The organism is Brachybacterium phenoliresistens, from assembly GCF_039530785.1.
In the GTDB taxonomy this organism is placed as follows: domain Bacteria; phylum Actinomycetota; class Actinomycetes; order Actinomycetales; family Dermabacteraceae; genus Brachybacterium; species Brachybacterium phenoliresistens.
Map to the genome: position 1 here is coordinate 48,799 of NZ_BAAAOW010000003.1, position 17,369 is coordinate 66,167.

A 17,369-nucleotide genomic window follows, 5' to 3' on the forward strand; every position below is an offset into this window, starting at 1 on the left:
CCTCAGAGCTCCCGGAGCCTGCCGCCCTCGACCTGCCAGCGCCGGTCGGTGCGCACCGTCTCGAGCATCCGCCGATCGTGGGTGACCAGCAGCAGCGCCCCCGGGTAGCTCTCCAGCGCCTGCTCGAGCTGCTCGATGGCCTCGAGGTCCAGGTGGTTGGTGGGCTCGTCCAGCACCAGCAGGTTCACCCCGCGGGCCTGCAGCAGGGCCATGGCGGCGCGGGTCCGCTCGCCCGGGGACAGCTCGCGCCCGGGCCGGCCGACGTGATCGGCCTTGAGCGCGAACTTCGCCAGCAGCGTGCGCACCTCGCCGGTGGTCATCTCCGGCACCAGGGACTCGAAGGCCGCCGCCAGCGGCAGGTCTCCCGCCAGGGCGGTGCGGGCCTGGTCGATCTCGCCGATCCGGACGCTCGCCCCGAGGCCCGACCGGCCTCCGTCGAGCTCCTGCCGCCCCAGCAGGGCGCGCAGCAGCGTGGACTTCCCTGCACCGTTCGGACCGGTGATGCTGATCCGCTCTCCGGCGTTGACCTGCACCGACACCGGACCGAGGGTGAAGTCGCCCTGCCGCACCACGGCCTGGTCGAGGGTGCACACGACGGTGCTGGAGCGCGGGGCGGCGCCGATGGCGAACTCGAGGCGCCACTCCTTGCGGGGCTCCTCGACCTCCTCGAGCCGGGCGATGCGGCTCTCCATCTGCCGGACCTTCTGGGCCTGCTTCTCGCTGGACTCGGCCGATGCCCTCCGGCGCAGCTTGTCGTTGTCCGGCGCCTTGCGGATCGCGTTGCGCACCCCCTGGCTGGTCCACTCGCGCTGGGTGCGGGCGCGGGCGACGAGATCGGCCTTCTGCTCGGCGAACTGCTCGTACTGCTCGCGCTGGTGGCGGCGGATCGTCGCCCGCTCCTCGAGGTAGGACTCGTAGCCGCCGCCGTAGACGCGGTGGGTGCCCTGCGGGAGGTCCAGCTCGAGCACGCGGGTGACGCATCGGGCGAGGAACTCGCGGTCATGGCTGACCAGGACGACGCCGCCGCGCAGCCCGCGCACGAAGGCCTCGAGCCGGGCGAGCCCGTCGAGGTCCAGGTCGTTGGTGGGCTCGTCCAGCAGCACCACGTCGAAGCGGGACAGCAGCAGCGCGGCCAGCCCCACGCGGGCCGCCTGCCCGCCGGACAGCGAGGTCATCGCCACCTCGTCGAGGCCTGCGCCGCCCAGGGTCAGGTCGAGCTCGGCGAGGACCTGCGGGATGCGGTCCTCGAGATCGGCGGCGCCGCTGGCCAGCCAGCGGTCCAGGGCGGCGGCGTAGACATCGGCCGAAGCGGCGGGAGCGTCCGGGTCGGCGAGCGCCGCGGCCGCCGCGTCCAGGGCGCGGGTCGCCTCCGCGCAGCCGGTGCGCCGGCCGATGAAGGCGGCGACGCTCTCCCCGGGGACGCGCTCGTGCTCCTGCGGGAGCCAGCCGATGAAGGCATCGGCCGGGGACCGGGTGACGGATCCCGTCATCGGGGCGTCGATGCCGGCCAGCAGCCGCAGCAGCGTGGACTTGCCGGCGCCGTTCTGCCCCACCACGCCGATCACGTCGCCGGGGGCGACGGTCAGGTCCAGGCCCTCGAACAGCACGCGGTGGCCGTGCCCTCCGGCCAGGTCGGAGGCGACGAGCGTCGCGGTCATGCAGGACTCCTGTCCGTCGGGGCGAGCGGGCCCTCGCGCGGTCCCGGTCGGCATCGTACGTCGCGTCCCATGCCGGGCGTCGTCCGCCCCGGCGCGGCCCGCGCCTTCTACTGTGTCCTCGTGCCCTCGTCCCGTGCCCCGCGTCCGACGCTGACCCTCACCCGTCGCGGCCGCCTGCTGCGCACCGCCGCGGTGCTGGCCGTCCTGATCCTGGTCGCGGCGACCGTGATCGTGCGCGCGAGCGGCCGCGGCGAGGACGTCGCGGCGCCCGAGGACACCGCAGCGGTCTCCCTGCCGGCCGCCACCGCGAGCCCGACGACCGCCGCCGCGGAGCCCACCGCCGAGATGACCGCCCGCAGCGGCGAGATCCCGAGCTCCGGCACGGTGGGCGACGGCAGCTGGACGCTCGCCGCTCCGGTGCCTGCCGCGGCCGGGGCCGGGACCGTGCACACCTACGCCCTGCGCGTCGAGGGCGGCACCGGCCTCGACGCGGACGCGTCGGCCCAGGAGGTCGCGCAGATCCTCGCCGACGAGCGCGGCTGGACCGCGGTGGAGGACGTCTCCTTCCAGCAGGTCGCCGATCCCGAGCAGGCCGAGTTCACCATCTCCCTGGCCTCCCCGCCGACGGTAGACCGGCTCTGCGCCCCGGCGCAGACCCACGGCCGATGGAGCTGCCGGATCGGGGAGGACGTGGTCCTGAACACCGACCGCTGGACCCTCATGACCCCGACCTACGACGACCTGTCCGCCTACCGGGCCTACATGGTCAACCACGAGGTCGGGCACTTCCTCGGCCACGGGCACGAGACCTGCTCCGGGGCGGGGCGCGCCGCCCCCGTCATGCTGCAGCAGAGCATCGACCTGGGCGGCTGCCGCCCCAACCCCTGGCCCACGGCCGACGGCGCCGCCTAGGCCGCCGCGGCGGGGGCGCGTCCGGCCGGGCCCGGTCCGCCGGGCGGCTGGGGCACACTGGAAGGGTGGATGACCTGCATGTGCCTCCGGGGCCGGGCGCGCCGCGCGGGCTGCGGCTGCCGGCCTCCGAGCTCCTCGAGCAGTTCTCGCACGCCTCCGGCCCCGGCGGCCAGGGCGTGAACACCGCCGACTCCCGTGTCCAGCTGAGCTGGGACGTCGCTGCGACGACCGCGCTGGACGATGCGCAGCGCGCCCGGGTGCTCGAGCGTCTGGGGGCCCGGCTGGCCGGCACCGTCCTCACGGTCACTGCCTCCGCGCATCGCTCCCAGCGGCGCAACCGGGTCGCCGCCCGGGAGCGTCTGGCCGAGCTGCTGCGCGAGGCCGTCATGCCGCCCGTCCCGCGGCGCGCGACCCGCCCGACCCGCGGCTCCCAGCGTCGGCGCCTGGAGGCGAAGAAGCTGCGCGGGGCGGTGAAGCAGACCCGCCGCCGTCCCGGCGCCGAGTGAGATGCCCTCCGACCTGCACCATCGCGCTCACCCGGTTTCTGCCAGTCGTCCCGCGGCCGCTATCCTGCGGCCCAGGCATCGTTCCTCAGAGGCTCTACAGCGCCCGCCCGCCCTGCGCGGCCGGAGACGACGACCCGGGCCCCAGCGATGCGCGAGGAGATCTCTCCCCCGTGGCATACGACATCCCGTCGGCATACGACATCCCGTCCCTGGAGACGGTCCGCTCCACCCCTCCCCTGCGCGACGCCCTCCCCGGCGCCCGCCTGCCCTATGCGCTCGAGCACGGCGAGGGGCACCGCTTCGATCTGGGCCGCGCGCTGGTGACGGTGATCGCCCGCCCCGAGGACACCGGCGGCGCCTTCTGGGCGGCCTGGGTGCTCGGCGGCCGGGACGTGGCGACCCCGTGCATCTCCCACGCCGATCCGCAGTTCCTCTACGTCACCGAGGGACGGCTGCTGCTGCGCCTGGCCGGGGCGACCCGGATCCTCGTCCCCGGCGACAGCGCGACCATCCCCGCGGGCTCCCCCGCGGCGCTGCGGCTGCTCTCGCACCGCACCCGGTTCCTGGCCGTCCTCGGCGGCGCGAGCACCTTCGGGCTGGTGCCGGCGCTGGGCCTGGCGACCGAGCGGCGGATGTACGACCTGCATGCGGCCGATGTCAGCGCGGCGCGGGCGGGAGAGCTCGCGGCCCGCTTCGGCATCGCGGTCCACGAGCTGCCGGACGTCGACGCCGCCGCGGCCGAGGCCATCGAGGAGCCGGCCGCGCCGTCCTCCCTCGCGACGGCGCTGCCCGCGGAGGCGCAGCCCTATGTGCTCGAGGCCGGGGAGGGCGAGCACCTCGAGAGCCTGGACCAGCTGAACACGTTCCTGGCCCGCGCACGGCACACCGGCGGCTCCTTCTTCGCCGTGCACACCAGCGGGGGCCGCTCCCCGTACATCCCGCGGCACTTCCACCGTCTGCACACGGAGAACTTCCTGTGCCTGCAGGGGCGCATCCTCCTGCACGCGGGCGGGCAGGAGATCGCCCTGCATCCCGGGGACTTCCTCCATGCGCCCGCCGGGACGATCCATTCGTTCTCGTTCGCCGCGCATCACACCCAGATGCTGGGGATCCTCACCACCGACGTGTTCGAGCCGTTCTTCGACTGGATGAACCGGCCCACGGACGCCCCGGTGCACCAGGAGATCGGCGATCGGGCGTTCCCGGCGGAGGCCTTCGGCCGCGTGCAGGCGGAGCTGGACGTCGAGGTCGTCGGGCCGCCGCCGGGGGTCTGAGCTCCCGGCGCTCCGAGTGACTGATCGATCGCGGCCCTTTCCCGCGCGCCGAAGGGGCTGCGATCGATCAGTCGTCCGGAGCCTCCCGTCACCGCCGTCCCGGGCAGATTCCCGGGCAGATGGTCGACCGGCGCCCTGCGCATCCGGGGAGTCGTGCCCGACCTGACCGTGGAGCCCTGGGGCGTCACCCGGCGTCCAGGAGCCGCCGCAGCGTCGCGCCGTCGAGGTCGCGGTCGGCGTAGATCCGCTCCCGAGGGACGCCGTCCGATGCCGAGGAGGCGGATGAGGGTCCGCCCGACGGTGCGGGCGCCGGGGCGGACTCGGTCGCTGACCAGGGATTTCTCGATCTGGGCGTGCGCCTGCCGGAGGTCGCGCATGCGGCCCTGCGGCAGGTGCTGCCAGGTGCCGGGGTCGCCGTAGACGCGCAGCACATCGGCCGCATCCTCGACCCGGAGGGGCTCCAGGAGGAGCCGCGCCGTGCACCGGCTGCCGCGATCGAGGTCCATGGTCCGATCCTGGCACTCGGACGGACTAGCGGGTGGTGAACGCCCCGCCGTCGAGATGGATGTTCTGGCCGGTCAGGTGGCGGCTCCGCTCCGAGAGCAGGAAGCGGAGCACGTCGACGGCGTCCTCCGGCTCCCCGGTGCGCCCGAGGGCGGTCCGGGACCGCAGGGCCTCGGCACGCTCCTCGGTCATGGTCCCCGCGAAGAACTCCGTGCCGGAGATGTACCCCGGGGACAGGCACGTGACGCGGATGCCGCGAGGTCCCAGCGCGGCCGCCAGTCCTACGGCATAGCTGGCCACGGCCGCCTTGGCCGGGCCGTAGTAGCCCACGCCGTGCTCGGCCGCGATGGACCCGAGCAGGACGATCGCGCTCCCCTCGCCCATCGCGCCCTGCAGCGCCGTGACCGTCAGCGCCGCGGAGACGAGGTTGCCGGCGAGGGTCTCCTCCAGGAGCGCCGCCTCCTCCTCGAGCGTGGCGCTCTCCGGGCGGCCGATGGCCGGGTTCCCGCCTGCGCAGTGCACCAGGGAGTCGACCTTCGTCCCGGCGCGCTCGGCCAGCGCTCGGGCGCCCTGCGACGTGGAGAGATCGCAGGCCACCGCCGTGATGGTCCCGCCGCCGGCCGTCGCCCCCTCCTGCGCGACCGCCTCCAGCGGAGCCGCCCTGCGGCCGGCGATGAGCACGGCGTGGCCGTCGCGGGCCAGGGACAGGGCGAGCGCGCGGCCGATGCCGGTCCCGCCTCCGGTGATCACATGCATGGCATTCCTCGCTGCTCGGAGTCCGGTCGTTTAGACCTTAATGTAGGCTTTCGGCATGAGCAACCAGACCTCACCGCGGCCCTCGGCTCCCCGGGAGTCGGCAGAGCAGGATCGCGCCGACGAGATCATGGAGGCCTGGCGCCGCGAGCGCCCCGATCTGGACCCCGCCTCCGTCGGCATCGTGACGCGGATCTGGCATCTCGCCAAGGTGCTCGGCGACCATCGGCGCCGCCTGCTCGCCGCGCAGGGACTGGATCCGGCCATGATGGACCTGCTGGGCGCGCTGCGCCGGAGCGGCACTCCGCATGCCCTGAGCACCCGTGCTCTCGCCGCCCGGGAAGGCGTGACCCCGGCGGCGATCTCGCAGCGGATCGCGCGCGCCGAAGGGCTGGGATGGATCACGCGCTCCCCGGGACGGTCGCGCAGCGTGATCGTGACGCTCACGCCCCAGGGGCAGGAGGTCGTGGACAGGACGGCCGGCGCGATCTTCGCTCAGGACGACGAGCTGCTCTCGGGCCTGCCCGAGGGCCGGCGCGAGGAGCTCGCCGCCCACCTGCGCGCCCTGTGCCTCGAGCTCGACCCGGGCACGCCGCTCGAGCACGTCGGCCGGGAGCATCCGGACCAGGACTGATCGGAGCGCGCCGGGCCGGATGGGGGCGGCATCGCCCCTCGCGACATGGGCGAGCGGGCCCACGTCGCTGATCAGCGGATGTCGTGGCCGGGATGCCGGGCGTCATAGTCCTCGCGGGAGCGCGCGATGCCGTCGCGGTGCTCGAGCGACCAGTCCGCCAGAGCTCGGACGAGGTGGGTCAGGCTCGCTCCGGCCGCGGTGAGCCGGTAGTCGACCTGCGCGGGAACCGTCGGGTAGACGGTCCGCTCGACCAGGCCGTCACGTTCCAGGCGCCGCACCGTGAGGGTCAGCATCCGCTGGGAGATGCCGTCGATCGCCCGCTGGAGCTGCCGGAATCGTCGTGTGCCGTTCGCGAGCTCGACGATCACGAGCACCGACCACCTGTCCCCCACCCGATCGAGGACGTCCCGGATCCCGCAGTCGACGTGACCCTCCTGCCCGCATGGTTCCAGCTCCGCGACCTGGGCGGTTACCTCCGTGTGCGTCGCTGACATCGAACTGCCTCCTTGTGGGCCGACCATCACCGGTCAAGGATCTCAGGAGTCACGGACGAGGAACACAACGAGGAGAGTGAACGCGATGATCATGGTGAGCGGCGCGAACGGAGAGCTCGCGAGCCGAGTGCTCCAGGAGCTGGACGACCGCGGGATGCCTGCCGTCGGCGGCAGTCGGAACCCCGTGGACGGACAGCGGCTGCTCGACTTCGACGCCCCGGCCGGTCTGGATCTCACAGGGATCTCGACCCTCGTGCTCATCTCGGCCGGGTACGGAGAGGACGACGAGGTCATCGCCCGGCACCGGAACGTGATCGAGGCCGCTTCCCGCGACGGCGTCGGGCACGTCATCTACACCAGCCTCACCGGCGCCGGGAACCATCTCGGATTCGCACTCGCGCACCGCGCCACGGAAGCTCTGCTCACGGCCAGCGACCTGGAGTGGACGATCCTGCGCAACGGCCTCTACGCCGAGCTCTTCGGCGCGCTGATGACGTGGGCGGGCGATGCCCTGGAGTCACCCTTCGACCACGGCGCCCTCTCCGCCGTGGCACGGCAGGATCTGGCGGCCGCCGCAGCGGTCGTCGCCGGCGCGCCGACGGCACATTCCGGGAAGACCTATGAGCTCGTCGGCGCGCCGATCACCGCCGAGGATGTCGCCGAGCACCTCGGGACCGCCCACCGGAGCATCGGCCTGGGCGAGTACCGCGCCCGGCTCCTCGCCGATGACGCGCTCCTGCCGTTCCAACCGCCGATGCTCGCCTCGATCGCCTCCAGCACCCGGCACGGATTCCTCGAGGGCACCGGCCCCGACCTCGTCGAGCTCCTGGACCGACGGCCCGCGGACGCCGTGGCCGTCGCGGCGGCCACGGCGGCGGCGATGCGCGAGCCGTGACAGCGGCGAGAAGAAGCATGATCGTCCGCCCGGTGCCCACGCGATCACCTCGGCGGAGAGGGCTCCGGACCCGGGGGCTCGCCCGGCCCGCGGGTGCGGACGGGAGCTCGGCGGGGTCGGAGTCGTCATCGCGCCTCCCGCGCCCGTGCCCTCAGGACGTCGAACTCGCATCCGGGGGCGTCCGGATCGAAGCCGTGCTCGATCAGCCAGCGCGCCGCGGTGAGGCTGCGCAGGGACCACCAGGCTCGGATCACGTCGCGGTCCGCATCGTCCCCGTAGCCGGCGAGCAGATCCTCGAGGCGGTCCTCCTGGCCGAGGGTCAGCGTCGCGAGGTCCGCCATCGCGTCGCCGCGGGATGCCTCGGACCAGTCGATGATCCCGACCACCTCGTCGTGGTCGACGAACACATGCGAGATCTGCAGGTCGCCGTGGACGAAGGACAGCGGCCAGGGTCGCAGCGCGGCCGCAGCGATCTCCCGGTTGCGGTGGATGACATCGGCCGGGAGGACGGCATGGTCCAGCAGCCACCGGCACTCGCGGTCCAGATCGGCCGCGACCTCATCCGGATCAGGCCCCGACCAGGGCGGCAGCGGCGCGTCGTGCAGCGTCCGGATGGCCGCGCCTGCGGCCCTCCACGCGGCCGGCGATGCGCTCGAGGGTTCGCCGAGCTTCCCGAGCGCGCGGCCGGGGACGGCGGAGATCGCGAGGGCGGGCGCCTCCCGCCACAGGACGGTCGGCGTGGGCACGGGCGCGAGGCGCATGGCCTGCACCTCGACCTCGGCGTGCTCCCGGTCCCCGTCGACCTTCAGGAACACGTCCCCCACCCGCAGCGTCGCCCGCTGGGAATGCGCGACGATGACCTCCACGTCCTCCATGGCGCCCAGCGTGTCGGAGCAGAGGGCCGCTGTCACCGGAAATAGCGGCGCGGCCGGCGCCGCGACGGGGCGGGGCCCGCCCGTCGGCACCGGCCGCGCGCCGAGGAGGCTCAGCCCTCGCGGATGGTCATCCGGGTCAGCGTGTCGCCGTCGACCTCGAAGTCGAAGCGGGACCTGCCGTTGGCGTGCTGGGAGCGCCAGTCGCCGATCACGGTGATCGTGGTGCCGGAGACCTCGACCTCCTCGACGGCGAGGGTGCCGCGGGCGCCGATGAACTCGCCGTCGCTCCAGCCCTTGATCTGCTCGCGGCCGGTGAACACGCGGCCCCAGTCGTCGACGGCGCCGTCCTCGGCGAAGGCGTCGAGGAATGCGGCCTCGTCATGGCGGTTGACGGCGTCCAGGAAGGAGGCCACGGGTTCGGGAACGGTCTGGTCTGCCATCGTGATGCTCCTTCTCAGCGGGTGGTGTATCCGCCGTTGGCGAAGATCGTCTGTCCGGTGATCCACCAGCCCTCGGTGGCGAGGAACCGCACGATCGGGGCGATGTCCTCGATCCGGGTCAGCCGGCCGCCCATGGCCTGGGATTTGTGGAACTCTACGCGCTCGGGGGTCTCCTGGCCGTAGAAGAACGGGGTGTCCATGGGCCCCGGCGCGACCGCGGTGACGGAGATCCCGCGGTCCGCGAACTCCTTCGCCGCCGCGCGGGTGAAGTGCTCGACCGGGCTCTTGCCGCCGGCGTAGGTGGAGTAGCCGTCGGTGAACGCGGCCAGCAGCGAGGTGACGATCGTGATGATCCGGCCGCCGTCGGCGAGCCGCGTGCCGGCCTCGCGGAGGAAGAAGTACGCGGCCTTCGCGTTGACGTCGAACATCGCGTCGTACTCGTCCTCGGTGGTCTCGACGATCGGCTTGCGCAGCACCTTGCCGACCGTGTTGACGGCGACGTCGATCGTCCCGAGCGCGGCCTCGGCGTCGGCGAACAGACGCGCCACGTTCGCGGGGACGGTGAGGTCCCCCTGGAGGACGACTCCCGTGCCGCCTGCGTCCTGGACCGCGGCGAGCGTGGCCTCCGCATCGGCCCGGGACGGCTCGGAGTTGTAGTGGATCGCCACGTTCGCGCCGGCCTCGGCGGCCTGCCGGGCGATCAGGCCTCCCAGGTTCTTCGCCCCGCCGGCGATGAGGAGGTTCTTTCCCGTGAGCGTGTGCTCGGTCATGCGCAGCTCCTATATCGGTGAAACACTTCGTTGTAGCGGCGCTACATCCGGTAATGTAGCACCATGACAGGCTCGGCGACAGGCGATACACGGGAACGGCTGATCGTCGCGGCGGCCGATCTCATCGCCGCCTCCCCCGGAGAGGACTTCTCCCTGCGCGCGGTGTGCGACGCGGTCGGCGTGAAGATGCCGACGCTCTACCATTTCTTCGGCTCCAAGCAGGGACTCGTCGACGCCGTCATCGAACGGGGCTTCGACCTCTACCTCGGCGAGAAGTCCGCGATGGAGTCCTCCGGCGACCCGATCCAGGACATCCGCGCGGGCTGGGACGCGCACGTCGCCTTCGGCCTGGCCAACCCCGGGTTCTACACCCTGATGTACGGGAAGGTCAGCCCGGGCGTCTCGCCCGCGCCGCAGTCCCGCCCCAGCGCGATCCTGCTGTCGCTGACCACCCGGGCGGCCGAGCAGGGTCGCCTGGTCGTGCCCGCGGAGCAGGCGGCGGCGCACGTGCTCGTGACGAACATCGGCGTCACGCTGCGCCAGATCATCCTCGCGGCCGCGGATCCCGAGCTCTCGGCCGCCGTGCGCGAGGGGACGATCGCCGCGATCACCGGCACCGGGACGCGCCCGGACAACCCCCTGTCCGCGGCCGTCGAGATCGCCGCCTCCCATCCCGAGATCCTGGGCCGCGCCGAGACGCAGCTGCTGATCCAGTGGCTGACGCGGCTCGGGGACCGAGCGCCCGATGCCTCCGAGGAGCGCCGATGACCGTGCCCGCCGGCCTCAGCGCCTTCCCCCTCACCCCGCTGCGGGACGACGCGCTGGACGAGGGATCCTTCATCGGCCTGGTCCGCCGGCTCGCCGCCCACGCGGTGGACTCGATCACCGTGCTCGGCTCGACCGGCTCGTACGCCTATCTCACCGCCGCCGAGCGCTCGCGCGCCGCGCACCTGGCCGTCGAGGCCGCCGGCGAGGTCCCCGTGATCGTCGGGGTCGGGGCGCTGCGGACCAGCCAGGTCCTCGTGCACATCGCCGATGCGGAGGCGGCCGGGGCCCGCGGCGTGCTGCTGGCGCCGATGACCTACCAGCCCCTCGGCGACGACGAGATCCTGGACCTCTTCCGCGCCGCCGTCGAGAGCTCGCCGCTGCCGGTGATCGTCTACGACAACCCCCGCACCACCCACGTGACCTTCACCCGGGACCTGTACGCGCGGATCGCGGAGCTGCCGGGCATCGCCTCGATCAAGATCCCGGGGGTCCCGGCCGATCCGGCGGAGGCCGCCGCGCACGTCGCCGCGATCCGCTCCGTCATCCCGGCGCACGTGAGCATCGGTGTCTCCGGGGACGCCTCCGGGGCGGCCGGCCTGATCGCCGGCTGCGACGTCTGGTACTCCGTGATCGCCGGGACGCTGCCGCGGCCGGCCCTGGAGATCACCCGTGCGGCGCAGCAGGGCCGCGACGACCGGGCGAGCGAGCTCTCCGCGCGCCTCGAGCCGCTGTGGCAGCTGTTCGCGCAGCACGGCGGCAGCCTGCGGGTGGTCGCCGCGATCGCCGAGCAGAGGGGGCTGGCGGGACCGGACTGCCTGCCGCTGCCGGTGCACGGGCTGGCCGCACCGGACCGCGCCCGGGTCGCGGAGGTCGTGGCGCAGCTGGGCCTGGACCGGTAGGCCCCGGCGCCCCTCGGCCCCGGTGACCAGCGCGGCCCGGCGGTCCGATCAGGACGCGCCGAGCAGCTGCGTCATCCGGGCGTAGAACGGGGCGGGATCGCCGGCGAGGGATTCCTTGACCATCGCGGTCCAGTCGTCGACGATCACCTCGATCGAGCCGTCGGCGAGACCGTCCAGCGACCGGCGGGGCACCTCGCGGGGGTCGATCTTCGGGCCGTCGTAGTCCGCCGTGATATCGGTGTCCGCGGCCCCGAGCAGCACCCCCTGCACGAGAGTGCCCTGCGCGGCGAGCTCGAGGCGCACGCCGTTGGTCATGTTCCACTCGGCGGCCTTGGCGGCGGCGTAGGCGCCGGCCCGGGCGGTGGAGAACCAGGACAGCGCCGAGAGCACGGTCACGATGGCGCCGCCGCCGTTGCCGGCGAGGACGGGCGCGAACTCGCGGATCACGGAGAGGGTCCCCCAGAAGTGCGTGTCCATCTCGCGGCGCACCTCGGCCAGGTCCCCGGTGACCAGGGATGCGCCGGTGGAGATGCCTGCGTTGTTCACCAGCACGGTGACGTCCTGCGCGGCCCGGGCTGCGGCGCGCACGGAGTCCGCGTCGGTGAGGTCCAGGTGCAGCGGCACCACGCGCGGGTCGTCGACCGCGATGCTCTCGGGCCGGCGGGCCGTCGCGTACACGCGGCGCGCACCGCGCTCCAGGAGCTCCTGGACGAATTCGCGGCCGATGCCGCGGTTGGCTCCGGTGACGAGGGCGATCTGGTCGGTGATGTCCATGGTGTGGCTGCCTCCTGCTGTCTGTTCCCGCACTTCCGGCGTCGGGTCCGGCCGTCCGCCCTGCCATCGGGGCCGATGCCGAGTACGCTAGAACCTGACGTTGACGTCAAGGGCAAGTCGGGTGTGACGGAGAGGACAGCCATGCGGATCGGGGAGGTCGCGGAGCGCGCGGGAGTGAGCCCGCGGGCGCTGCGCTACTACGAGGAGCAGGGACTGCTGCACGCCGAGCGCGGGCCGGGCGGGCAGCGCGACTATCCGGCATCGGCCGTGGAGCGCGTCGGGTTGATCCAGCAGTTCTTCACCGCCGGGCTCTCCAGCCGCACGATCGCCCAGCTGCTGCCGTGCGTGGACAGCGGCCAGGGATCGCCGGAGGTCTTCGCGATGCTCGGCGCCGAGCGCGAACGCATCAGCGCCGCCATGGCGGACCTCGCCGCCGCCCGCGATGCGCTGGACCGCATCATCGACACGGCCCGTCACCCCACCCCGGAGCACTGCCCGGGCCTGCGCGAACCGGCCTGGTCGCAGTACCCGGGCCCCGGGGCGGCGCCCGCACCGGAGCGTGCCGGTGTCCCCGCCGGGGACTCGTGACCGCCCTCCCGCCCCCTGCCCGCGCCCGTCCTCGAGACGATCGAAGGCGTCGAGATCGCCACCTGCCGCCTCGGCCCGGAGGGACCGCACAGCGCCGGGGACGTCGTGCTCTGCCACGGGACGCCCTGGTCGGCGGCAGCCCGGCCGCCGAGGGCGACCCCGGGACCGGACCGCACGGTGGACTGCGGGGTCAGGAGATGCTGCGGGCGAAGGACCGGAGATCCGCGGCGAGCAGCTCCGGGACCTCCGCCGCCGGGAAGTGGCCGCCCCGGGCGAACTCGCTCCAGTGGCCGATCGCTCCCTGCGGGTCCAGCACCCGCCGCACGAGCGGATGCGCATCGAACACCGCCCATCCCGAAGGGACCTCGGCTGCCATGACGGGGGCGAGGCCGGAGTGCTCGAACTCGTAGGAGAACTGGGCGCTCGAGGCACCGCTGCGGGTGAACCAGTACAGGCTGACCGTCGACAGCAGCAGATCCCGGTCGATCGCGGGCGGGGCGAAGCCGTCCCCGGAGCGGGTCTTGTACTTCTCGGCGATCCACGCGAGCAGGCCGATGGGCGAATCCGTGAGGGACGGCCCGATCGTGTCCGGCCGATGGCTGTGCATGGCGCGGTACCCGCTCTCGGCCGCGCTGATCGCCTGCTGGGTCTCGAGCTCGCGGCGCTCCGGGCCCGCCAGCCCCTCGGGGGCGGGGAACAGATCCCCGGCCAGTCCGAGCACGGCGCGGTCCGCCCCGAGGTGCATGCCGATCACGCGCCGGGGGTGCACGCCGGCGAGCCGTCCGGCGATCCCCGTGCCCATGTCGGTGCCGTGGACGAGGAATCTCCGGTAGCCCAGCCTGGTCATGATCTCGGCGTAGGCGTCCGCGGTGCGCGCCAGCTCCCAGCCGGTCCCGGCCAGAGGGGTGGAGAAGCCGAACCCGGGCGGGGACGGGATGACGACATGGAACGCCTCGGTCAGCAGCGGGATGATCGTCCGGTACTCGAGGAACGAACCGGGCCAGCCGTGGAGCAGCAGCAGCGGCATCGCCTCCGGATCCTCCGATCGGACGTGGACGAGATGGAAGGTCTGGCCGTCCACGACCGTGGTCAGCTGGGGAAGCTCGGCGAGCCGTGCCTCCTGCTCCCTCCAGTCGAAGCCGTCGTGCCAGTGCTCGGCGAGCTCCGCCAGGTACGCCGGGGACATGCCGCGTCGGAAGTCGGGACGGTCTCCGCGTCCCGGCACGGGCAGCGGCCAGCGGGTCCGCGCGAGGCGGTGCCGGAGGTCGTCGAGATCCTCCGGGGAGATGGTGATGCGGAACGGGGCGCGAGCGATGTCCTGGGTCATGGGATCGAGGTTCCTCGCCGATGCGGAAAGGATGCTTCCGCATCGGCGAGGATGATCGGATCCATGCTCCAGACCTCTGCCCGTCTGCTCGACCTCCTCTCGCTGCTCCAGGTCCGGCGGGACTGGACGAGCTCGCAGCTCGCCGTCCGGCTCGCGGTGAGCACGAGGACCGTCCGCGCCGACGTCGCCCGCCTGCGGTCGCTCGGCTATCAGGTCGAGGCGCGACCGGGCGTCGCCGGCGGGTACCGGCTCGCGGCCGGGACGACGATGCCGCCCGTGCAGCTCGACGACGAGGAGGCCGTCGCGGTCGCCCTCGCCCTCGGATCGCTCGCGGCGGCGGGGACCGGGGGCGGGGAGACGGCGCTCTGCGCGCTCGCGAAGCTCGAGCAGGTGCTGCCGGCCCGCCTGCGCCCCCGCCTCGCCGCGGTGCGCGAGGCGACGAGCACGGTCCCCGGGGAGGGCTCCGCGCCGGATCTCCCCCTGCTGGGCGCGATCGCCGCCGCGATCCGAGGCCGGGAGCGGCTGCGCTGCGGGTACACGAAGCCCGGCGGCGAGGAGGAGACCCGCCGCCTCGAGCCGCAGCGCCTGGTGAGCTGGGGTCCGCTGTGGTACCTGCTCGCCTGGGACCTCGACCGCGGGGACTGGCGGGTGTTCCGCGTCGACCGCATCGGACGGGCGGCCGCGTCGGGAGCGCGGTTCCGTGCCCGCGCCGACCCGGCGGACGATGCGGTCGACTTCGTGGTGCGACGCGTCAGCATCGACGCCTGGACCTCCCACGCCCTCGTGCTCGTGCATGCACCCGCCGCGGAGGTCGTGGCGGCGCTCGGTGTCCCCGTGGACGTGGAGACGGTCGACGAGACGTCCTGCCGCGTCGCCGTGGGCTCCCGGGATCCCGACCGGCTCGCCCTGTGGCTCATCGGACTGGGCGTCGATCTCGAGGTCCTCGAGGGCCGCGAGCTCGCGGCCGCGTTCGAGCGCCTCGCCGCGAGGCTGCACCGCGCGACCAGGTGACGGGCGAGGGAGGATCCGTCCCCCGGCCGGTACGGTGGAGCCGTGTGGTGCGTCCCGGAGAACGATCTGCTGCGGGTGGCGCCGTTCGCCGTGGTCGCCGCCCTGTGCCTGTGGGGCCTGATCTCCCCGCGCACGAGCTGGCGGCTCCTGTGGGGCTGGCAGCAGCGGTACCGCCGTGTCGAGGAGCGCGACCGCCCGGCGCTGGTGCGGCGGCAGCTGCTGCTGCCGCTGATCCTGAGCGTGGTGCTCGGCCTCGTGATGTGGCTGTCGTGAGGGCGGCCTCCCATGACAGCGCACTTCAACCACACCATCATCGCGTCCACCGACCCCGCCGAGATGGCCGGGTTCTACCTCGACCTGCTCGAGGCCGACGAAGCCCCCGCCTGGGGCCCGTTCACGAACATCACTATCGGCGGCGGCGTGCTGCTGCAGTTCGCCGCTCCACCGATCGAGTTCCCGCCCCAGCACTACGCCTATCTGCTGGACGACGAGCATTTCGACCGCGCGCACGCGAAGATCCTCGATCGCGGGCAGGACCACTGGGCAGACCCTCAGCGGACGCGGCCCGGGCAGATCAACGCGGAGCACGGCGGGCGCGGGGTCTACCTGCTGGACCCCTCGGGCCACTACCTGGAGCTGATCACCCGCGGGTACCTCTGAGCCCGGCCCGTCGGACCGCCTCCGGGCACCGGGTCCGGGCATCGCGGCGCATACCGGACGGAACCTGTCCGGCATCCCGCGTACGGTCCGGAGCCGGGAGCACGGACGACTCCCGAGACCGCCCCGCCCCATCCGGAGGACCCTCATGCACCTGGCCGCCACCCGCATCCTCACCGACGACGTCGACACGCTCCTGGCCTTCTACGCGGATCTCACGGGGGTCGACGCCGTGCGCCGGCACCCCATGTTCGGCGAGATCCGCACGCCCACCGGCACGCTCGCGATCGCGAGCACCGCCACGATCCCGCTGCTGGGCGAGGGCGTGGCCGAGGCCCGGGCGAACCGCAGCATCATCCTGGACCTGCAGGTCGAGGACGTCGACGCCGTCAGCCGTGCGTTGCCGCGCGGGACCGGCACGGTCGCCGACGCGCCGCGGGACATGCCATGGGGGAACCGTTCGTTCCTGCTCCGCGACCCCGACGGGAACCTGGTGAACGTCTTCACCCCCCTCGGCCGGGCCGCGCAGAAGGGGGTCGACGAGGACGGGGACGCGCGGCCGGTCGAGTCCCGGCCGGTCTGACCCCGCCGTCGGAGCCCGGTCGCCGCAGCGCCGACGGCGGGCCGGGCGCCGCGGGCGGGATCAGCGGTCGACCATCGCCATCCCCGCGGCGTCGTAGCGGCCGCCCTGCACGCCCACGCGCCGGGCGAGGCCGTCGAGGTCGGCGCGCTCGTCGGCGGACAGCGCGACCTGCGCCGCCTCGGCGTTCTCCTGGATGCGGGCGGTGCGCCGGGTGCCGGGGATCGGCACGATCCACGGCTGCTGGGCGAGCAGCCAGGCGAGAGCGATCTGCCCGGGCGTGCACCCCTTGGCCGCGGCCAGCTGCCTCACATGCTCGACGAGGGCCTGGTTGGCCGCCAGGTTCTCGGGCTCGAACCGCGGCACCCGCGTGCGGATGTCCCCCTCCGCGAAGCTCGTGGAGGTGTCGACGGTCCCGGTGAGGAACCCCCTGCCCAGCGGGCTGAAGGGCACGAAGCCGATGCCCAGCTCCGCGAGCGCGGGCAGGACCTCCTGCTCGGGGTCGCGCGTCCACAGGGAGTACTCGCTCTGCACCGCGGTCACCGGCTGCACGGCGTGCGCGGCGCGGATGGTGGCGGCCGAGGCCTCCGAGAGCCCGAAGTGCCGCACCTTCCCCTCGGCGATGAGCTCGCCGACGGTCCCGGCGACCTCCTCGATCGGCACGGCCGGATCGACGCGATGCTGGTAGAGCAGGTCGATCACGTCGGTGCTCAGCCGCGTCAGGGACGCCTCGGCGACGCGGCGGATCTGCTCGGGCCGGCTGTCCAGACCGACCATCGCCCCGTCCCGGATGTCCCAGCCGAACTTGGTGGCGATGACGACCTGGTCGCGGACCGGCTCGAGGGCCTCGCCGACCAGCTCCTCGTTCACGTACGGGCCGTACACCTCGGCGGTGTCGATGAATGTGACCCCGTGCTCGAGAGCGCTGCGCAGCACCGCGATCATCTCGTCGCGGCTGCCGGGGTTGGGTCCGTAGCCCTGGGACATGCCCATCGCGCCGAGGCCGATGGCGGAGACCTCGAGGCCCTGTCCGAGCGTCCTGGTGTGCAT

Annotated in this window: 21 protein-coding genes; 12 read left to right on the plus strand and 9 right to left on the minus strand. The window is 73.5% G+C overall.

Annotated elements, in window-relative coordinates:
• Window positions 1–2: 2 nt before the first annotated feature.
• Window positions 3–1,658, minus strand: a complete 1,656-nt coding sequence (locus ABD234_RS07755) for an ABC-F family ATP-binding cassette domain-containing protein (RefSeq protein WP_344354920.1) — start codon at window positions 1,656–1,658, stop codon at window positions 3–5.
• 120 nt (window positions 1,659–1,778) lie between these two features.
• Between ABD234_RS07755 and ABD234_RS07760 the strand changes: the two genes are divergently transcribed.
• The 3 genes from ABD234_RS07760 to ABD234_RS07770 all read left to right on the plus strand — a co-directional run bounded on the left by ABD234_RS07760 (window position 1,779) and on the right by ABD234_RS07770 (window position 4,350).
• Entirely contained in the window at window positions 1,779–2,570 is a 792-nt protein-coding gene (locus tag ABD234_RS07760; protein ID WP_344354923.1) for a DUF3152 domain-containing protein, read from the plus strand.
• A gap of 65 nt (window positions 2,571–2,635) precedes the next feature.
• Window positions 2,636–3,076, plus strand: a complete 441-nt coding sequence (gene arfB / locus ABD234_RS07765) for an alternative ribosome rescue aminoacyl-tRNA hydrolase ArfB (protein WP_344354926.1) — start codon at window positions 2,636–2,638, stop codon at window positions 3,074–3,076.
• Window positions 3,077–3,246: 170 nt separating this feature from the next.
• A complete protein-coding gene (locus tag ABD234_RS07770) occupies window positions 3,247–4,350 on the plus strand; it encodes a cupin domain-containing protein (protein WP_344354929.1) in 1,104 nt (367 codons plus the stop codon).
• Window positions 4,351–4,881: 531 nt separating this feature from the next.
• Here ABD234_RS07770 and ABD234_RS07775 read toward each other — a convergent pair.
• Window positions 4,882–5,610, minus strand: a complete 729-nt coding sequence (locus ABD234_RS07775; protein WP_344354932.1) for an SDR family NAD(P)-dependent oxidoreductase — start codon at window positions 5,608–5,610, stop codon at window positions 4,882–4,884.
• A 55-nt stretch (window positions 5,611–5,665) separates the two neighbouring features.
• Here ABD234_RS07775 and ABD234_RS07780 point away from each other — a divergent pair, with 55 nt between their 5' ends.
• The gene (locus ABD234_RS07780; RefSeq protein ID WP_344354934.1) at window positions 5,666–6,241 is read left to right on the plus strand and encodes a MarR family winged helix-turn-helix transcriptional regulator; all 576 of its coding nucleotides are present in this window, start codon (window positions 5,666–5,668) and stop codon (window positions 6,239–6,241) included.
• 71 nt (window positions 6,242–6,312) lie between these two features.
• On the opposite strand, the gene ABD234_RS07785 is transcribed toward ABD234_RS07780, so the two are convergent.
• Window positions 6,313–6,735: a winged helix-turn-helix transcriptional regulator gene (locus ABD234_RS07785; RefSeq protein ID WP_344354937.1), complete on the minus strand. Its 423-nt coding sequence runs from the start codon at window positions 6,733–6,735 to the stop codon at window positions 6,313–6,315.
• Between the two features lie 85 nt (window positions 6,736–6,820).
• Between ABD234_RS07785 and ABD234_RS07790 the strand changes: the two genes are divergently transcribed.
• Window positions 6,821–7,630, plus strand: coding sequence for an NAD(P)H-binding protein (locus tag ABD234_RS07790; protein ID WP_344354940.1), 810 nt, complete (start codon window positions 6,821–6,823; stop codon window positions 7,628–7,630).
• Between the two features lie 125 nt (window positions 7,631–7,755).
• On the opposite strand, the gene ABD234_RS07795 is transcribed toward ABD234_RS07790, so the two are convergent.
• From ABD234_RS07795 to ABD234_RS07805, 3 genes are all read right to left on the minus strand, one after another.
• Complete coding sequence (locus ABD234_RS07795) at window positions 7,756–8,505, minus strand: phosphotransferase family protein (RefSeq protein ID WP_344354943.1); 750 nt, start codon at window positions 8,503–8,505, stop codon at window positions 7,756–7,758.
• Window positions 8,506–8,615: 110 nt separating this feature from the next.
• On the minus strand, window positions 8,616–8,945 hold the full coding sequence (locus tag ABD234_RS07800; RefSeq protein WP_344354946.1) for a nuclear transport factor 2 family protein: 330 nt from the start codon (window positions 8,943–8,945) through the stop codon (window positions 8,616–8,618).
• A 14-nt stretch (window positions 8,946–8,959) separates the two neighbouring features.
• Complete coding sequence (locus ABD234_RS07805; RefSeq protein ID WP_344354949.1) at window positions 8,960–9,715, minus strand: SDR family oxidoreductase; 756 nt, start codon at window positions 9,713–9,715, stop codon at window positions 8,960–8,962.
• A gap of 63 nt (window positions 9,716–9,778) precedes the next feature.
• Here ABD234_RS07805 and ABD234_RS07810 point away from each other — a divergent pair, with 63 nt between their 5' ends.
• Together ABD234_RS07810 and ABD234_RS07815 are read left to right on the plus strand one after the other, a co-directional pair.
• Window positions 9,779–10,483, plus strand: a complete 705-nt coding sequence (locus tag ABD234_RS07810) for a TetR/AcrR family transcriptional regulator (RefSeq protein ID WP_344354952.1) — start codon at window positions 9,779–9,781, stop codon at window positions 10,481–10,483.
• Window positions 10,480–11,382, plus strand: a complete 903-nt coding sequence (locus ABD234_RS07815; RefSeq protein ID WP_344354955.1) for a dihydrodipicolinate synthase family protein — start codon at window positions 10,480–10,482, stop codon at window positions 11,380–11,382. Before ABD234_RS07810 ends, ABD234_RS07815 begins: the two co-directional genes overlap by 4 nt.
• 48 nt (window positions 11,383–11,430) lie before the next feature.
• Here ABD234_RS07815 and ABD234_RS07820 read toward each other — a convergent pair whose 3' ends face one another.
• Window positions 11,431–12,156, minus strand: coding sequence for an SDR family oxidoreductase (locus ABD234_RS07820; RefSeq protein WP_344354958.1), 726 nt, complete (start codon window positions 12,154–12,156; stop codon window positions 11,431–11,433).
• A gap of 141 nt (window positions 12,157–12,297) precedes the next feature.
• Here ABD234_RS07820 and ABD234_RS07825 point away from each other — a divergent pair, with 141 nt between their 5' ends.
• A complete protein-coding gene (locus tag ABD234_RS07825) occupies window positions 12,298–12,744 on the plus strand; it encodes a MerR family transcriptional regulator (protein WP_344354961.1) in 447 nt (148 codons plus the stop codon).
• A gap of 190 nt (window positions 12,745–12,934) precedes the next feature.
• Here the strand turns inward: ABD234_RS07825 and ABD234_RS07830 are convergent, their stop codons facing one another.
• Window positions 12,935–14,071, minus strand: coding sequence for an epoxide hydrolase family protein (locus ABD234_RS07830; RefSeq protein WP_344354964.1), 1,137 nt, complete (start codon window positions 14,069–14,071; stop codon window positions 12,935–12,937).
• Window positions 14,072–14,134: 63 nt separating this feature from the next.
• Between ABD234_RS07830 and ABD234_RS07835 the strand changes: the two genes are divergently transcribed.
• The 4 genes from ABD234_RS07835 (at window position 14,135) to ABD234_RS07850 (ending at window position 16,322) form a co-directional block, all read left to right on the plus strand.
• Window positions 14,135–15,082, plus strand: coding sequence for a helix-turn-helix transcriptional regulator (locus tag ABD234_RS07835; protein WP_344354967.1), 948 nt, complete (start codon window positions 14,135–14,137; stop codon window positions 15,080–15,082).
• A 42-nt stretch (window positions 15,083–15,124) separates the two neighbouring features.
• Window positions 15,125–15,355 (plus strand): hypothetical protein, encoded by a 231-nt coding sequence (locus ABD234_RS07840; RefSeq protein WP_344354969.1) that lies wholly within the window; start codon window positions 15,125–15,127, stop codon window positions 15,353–15,355.
• Window positions 15,356–15,367: 12 nt separating this feature from the next.
• A complete protein-coding gene (locus ABD234_RS07845; RefSeq protein ID WP_344354972.1) occupies window positions 15,368–15,742 on the plus strand; it encodes a VOC family protein in 375 nt (124 codons plus the stop codon).
• A gap of 145 nt (window positions 15,743–15,887) precedes the next feature.
• Window positions 15,888–16,322, plus strand: a complete 435-nt coding sequence (locus tag ABD234_RS07850) for a VOC family protein (RefSeq protein ID WP_344354975.1) — start codon at window positions 15,888–15,890, stop codon at window positions 16,320–16,322.
• A gap of 60 nt (window positions 16,323–16,382) precedes the next feature.
• Here the strand turns inward: ABD234_RS07850 and ABD234_RS07855 are convergent, their stop codons facing one another.
• Entirely contained in the window at window positions 16,383–17,369 is a 987-nt protein-coding gene (locus ABD234_RS07855) for an aldo/keto reductase (protein ID WP_344354978.1), read from the minus strand.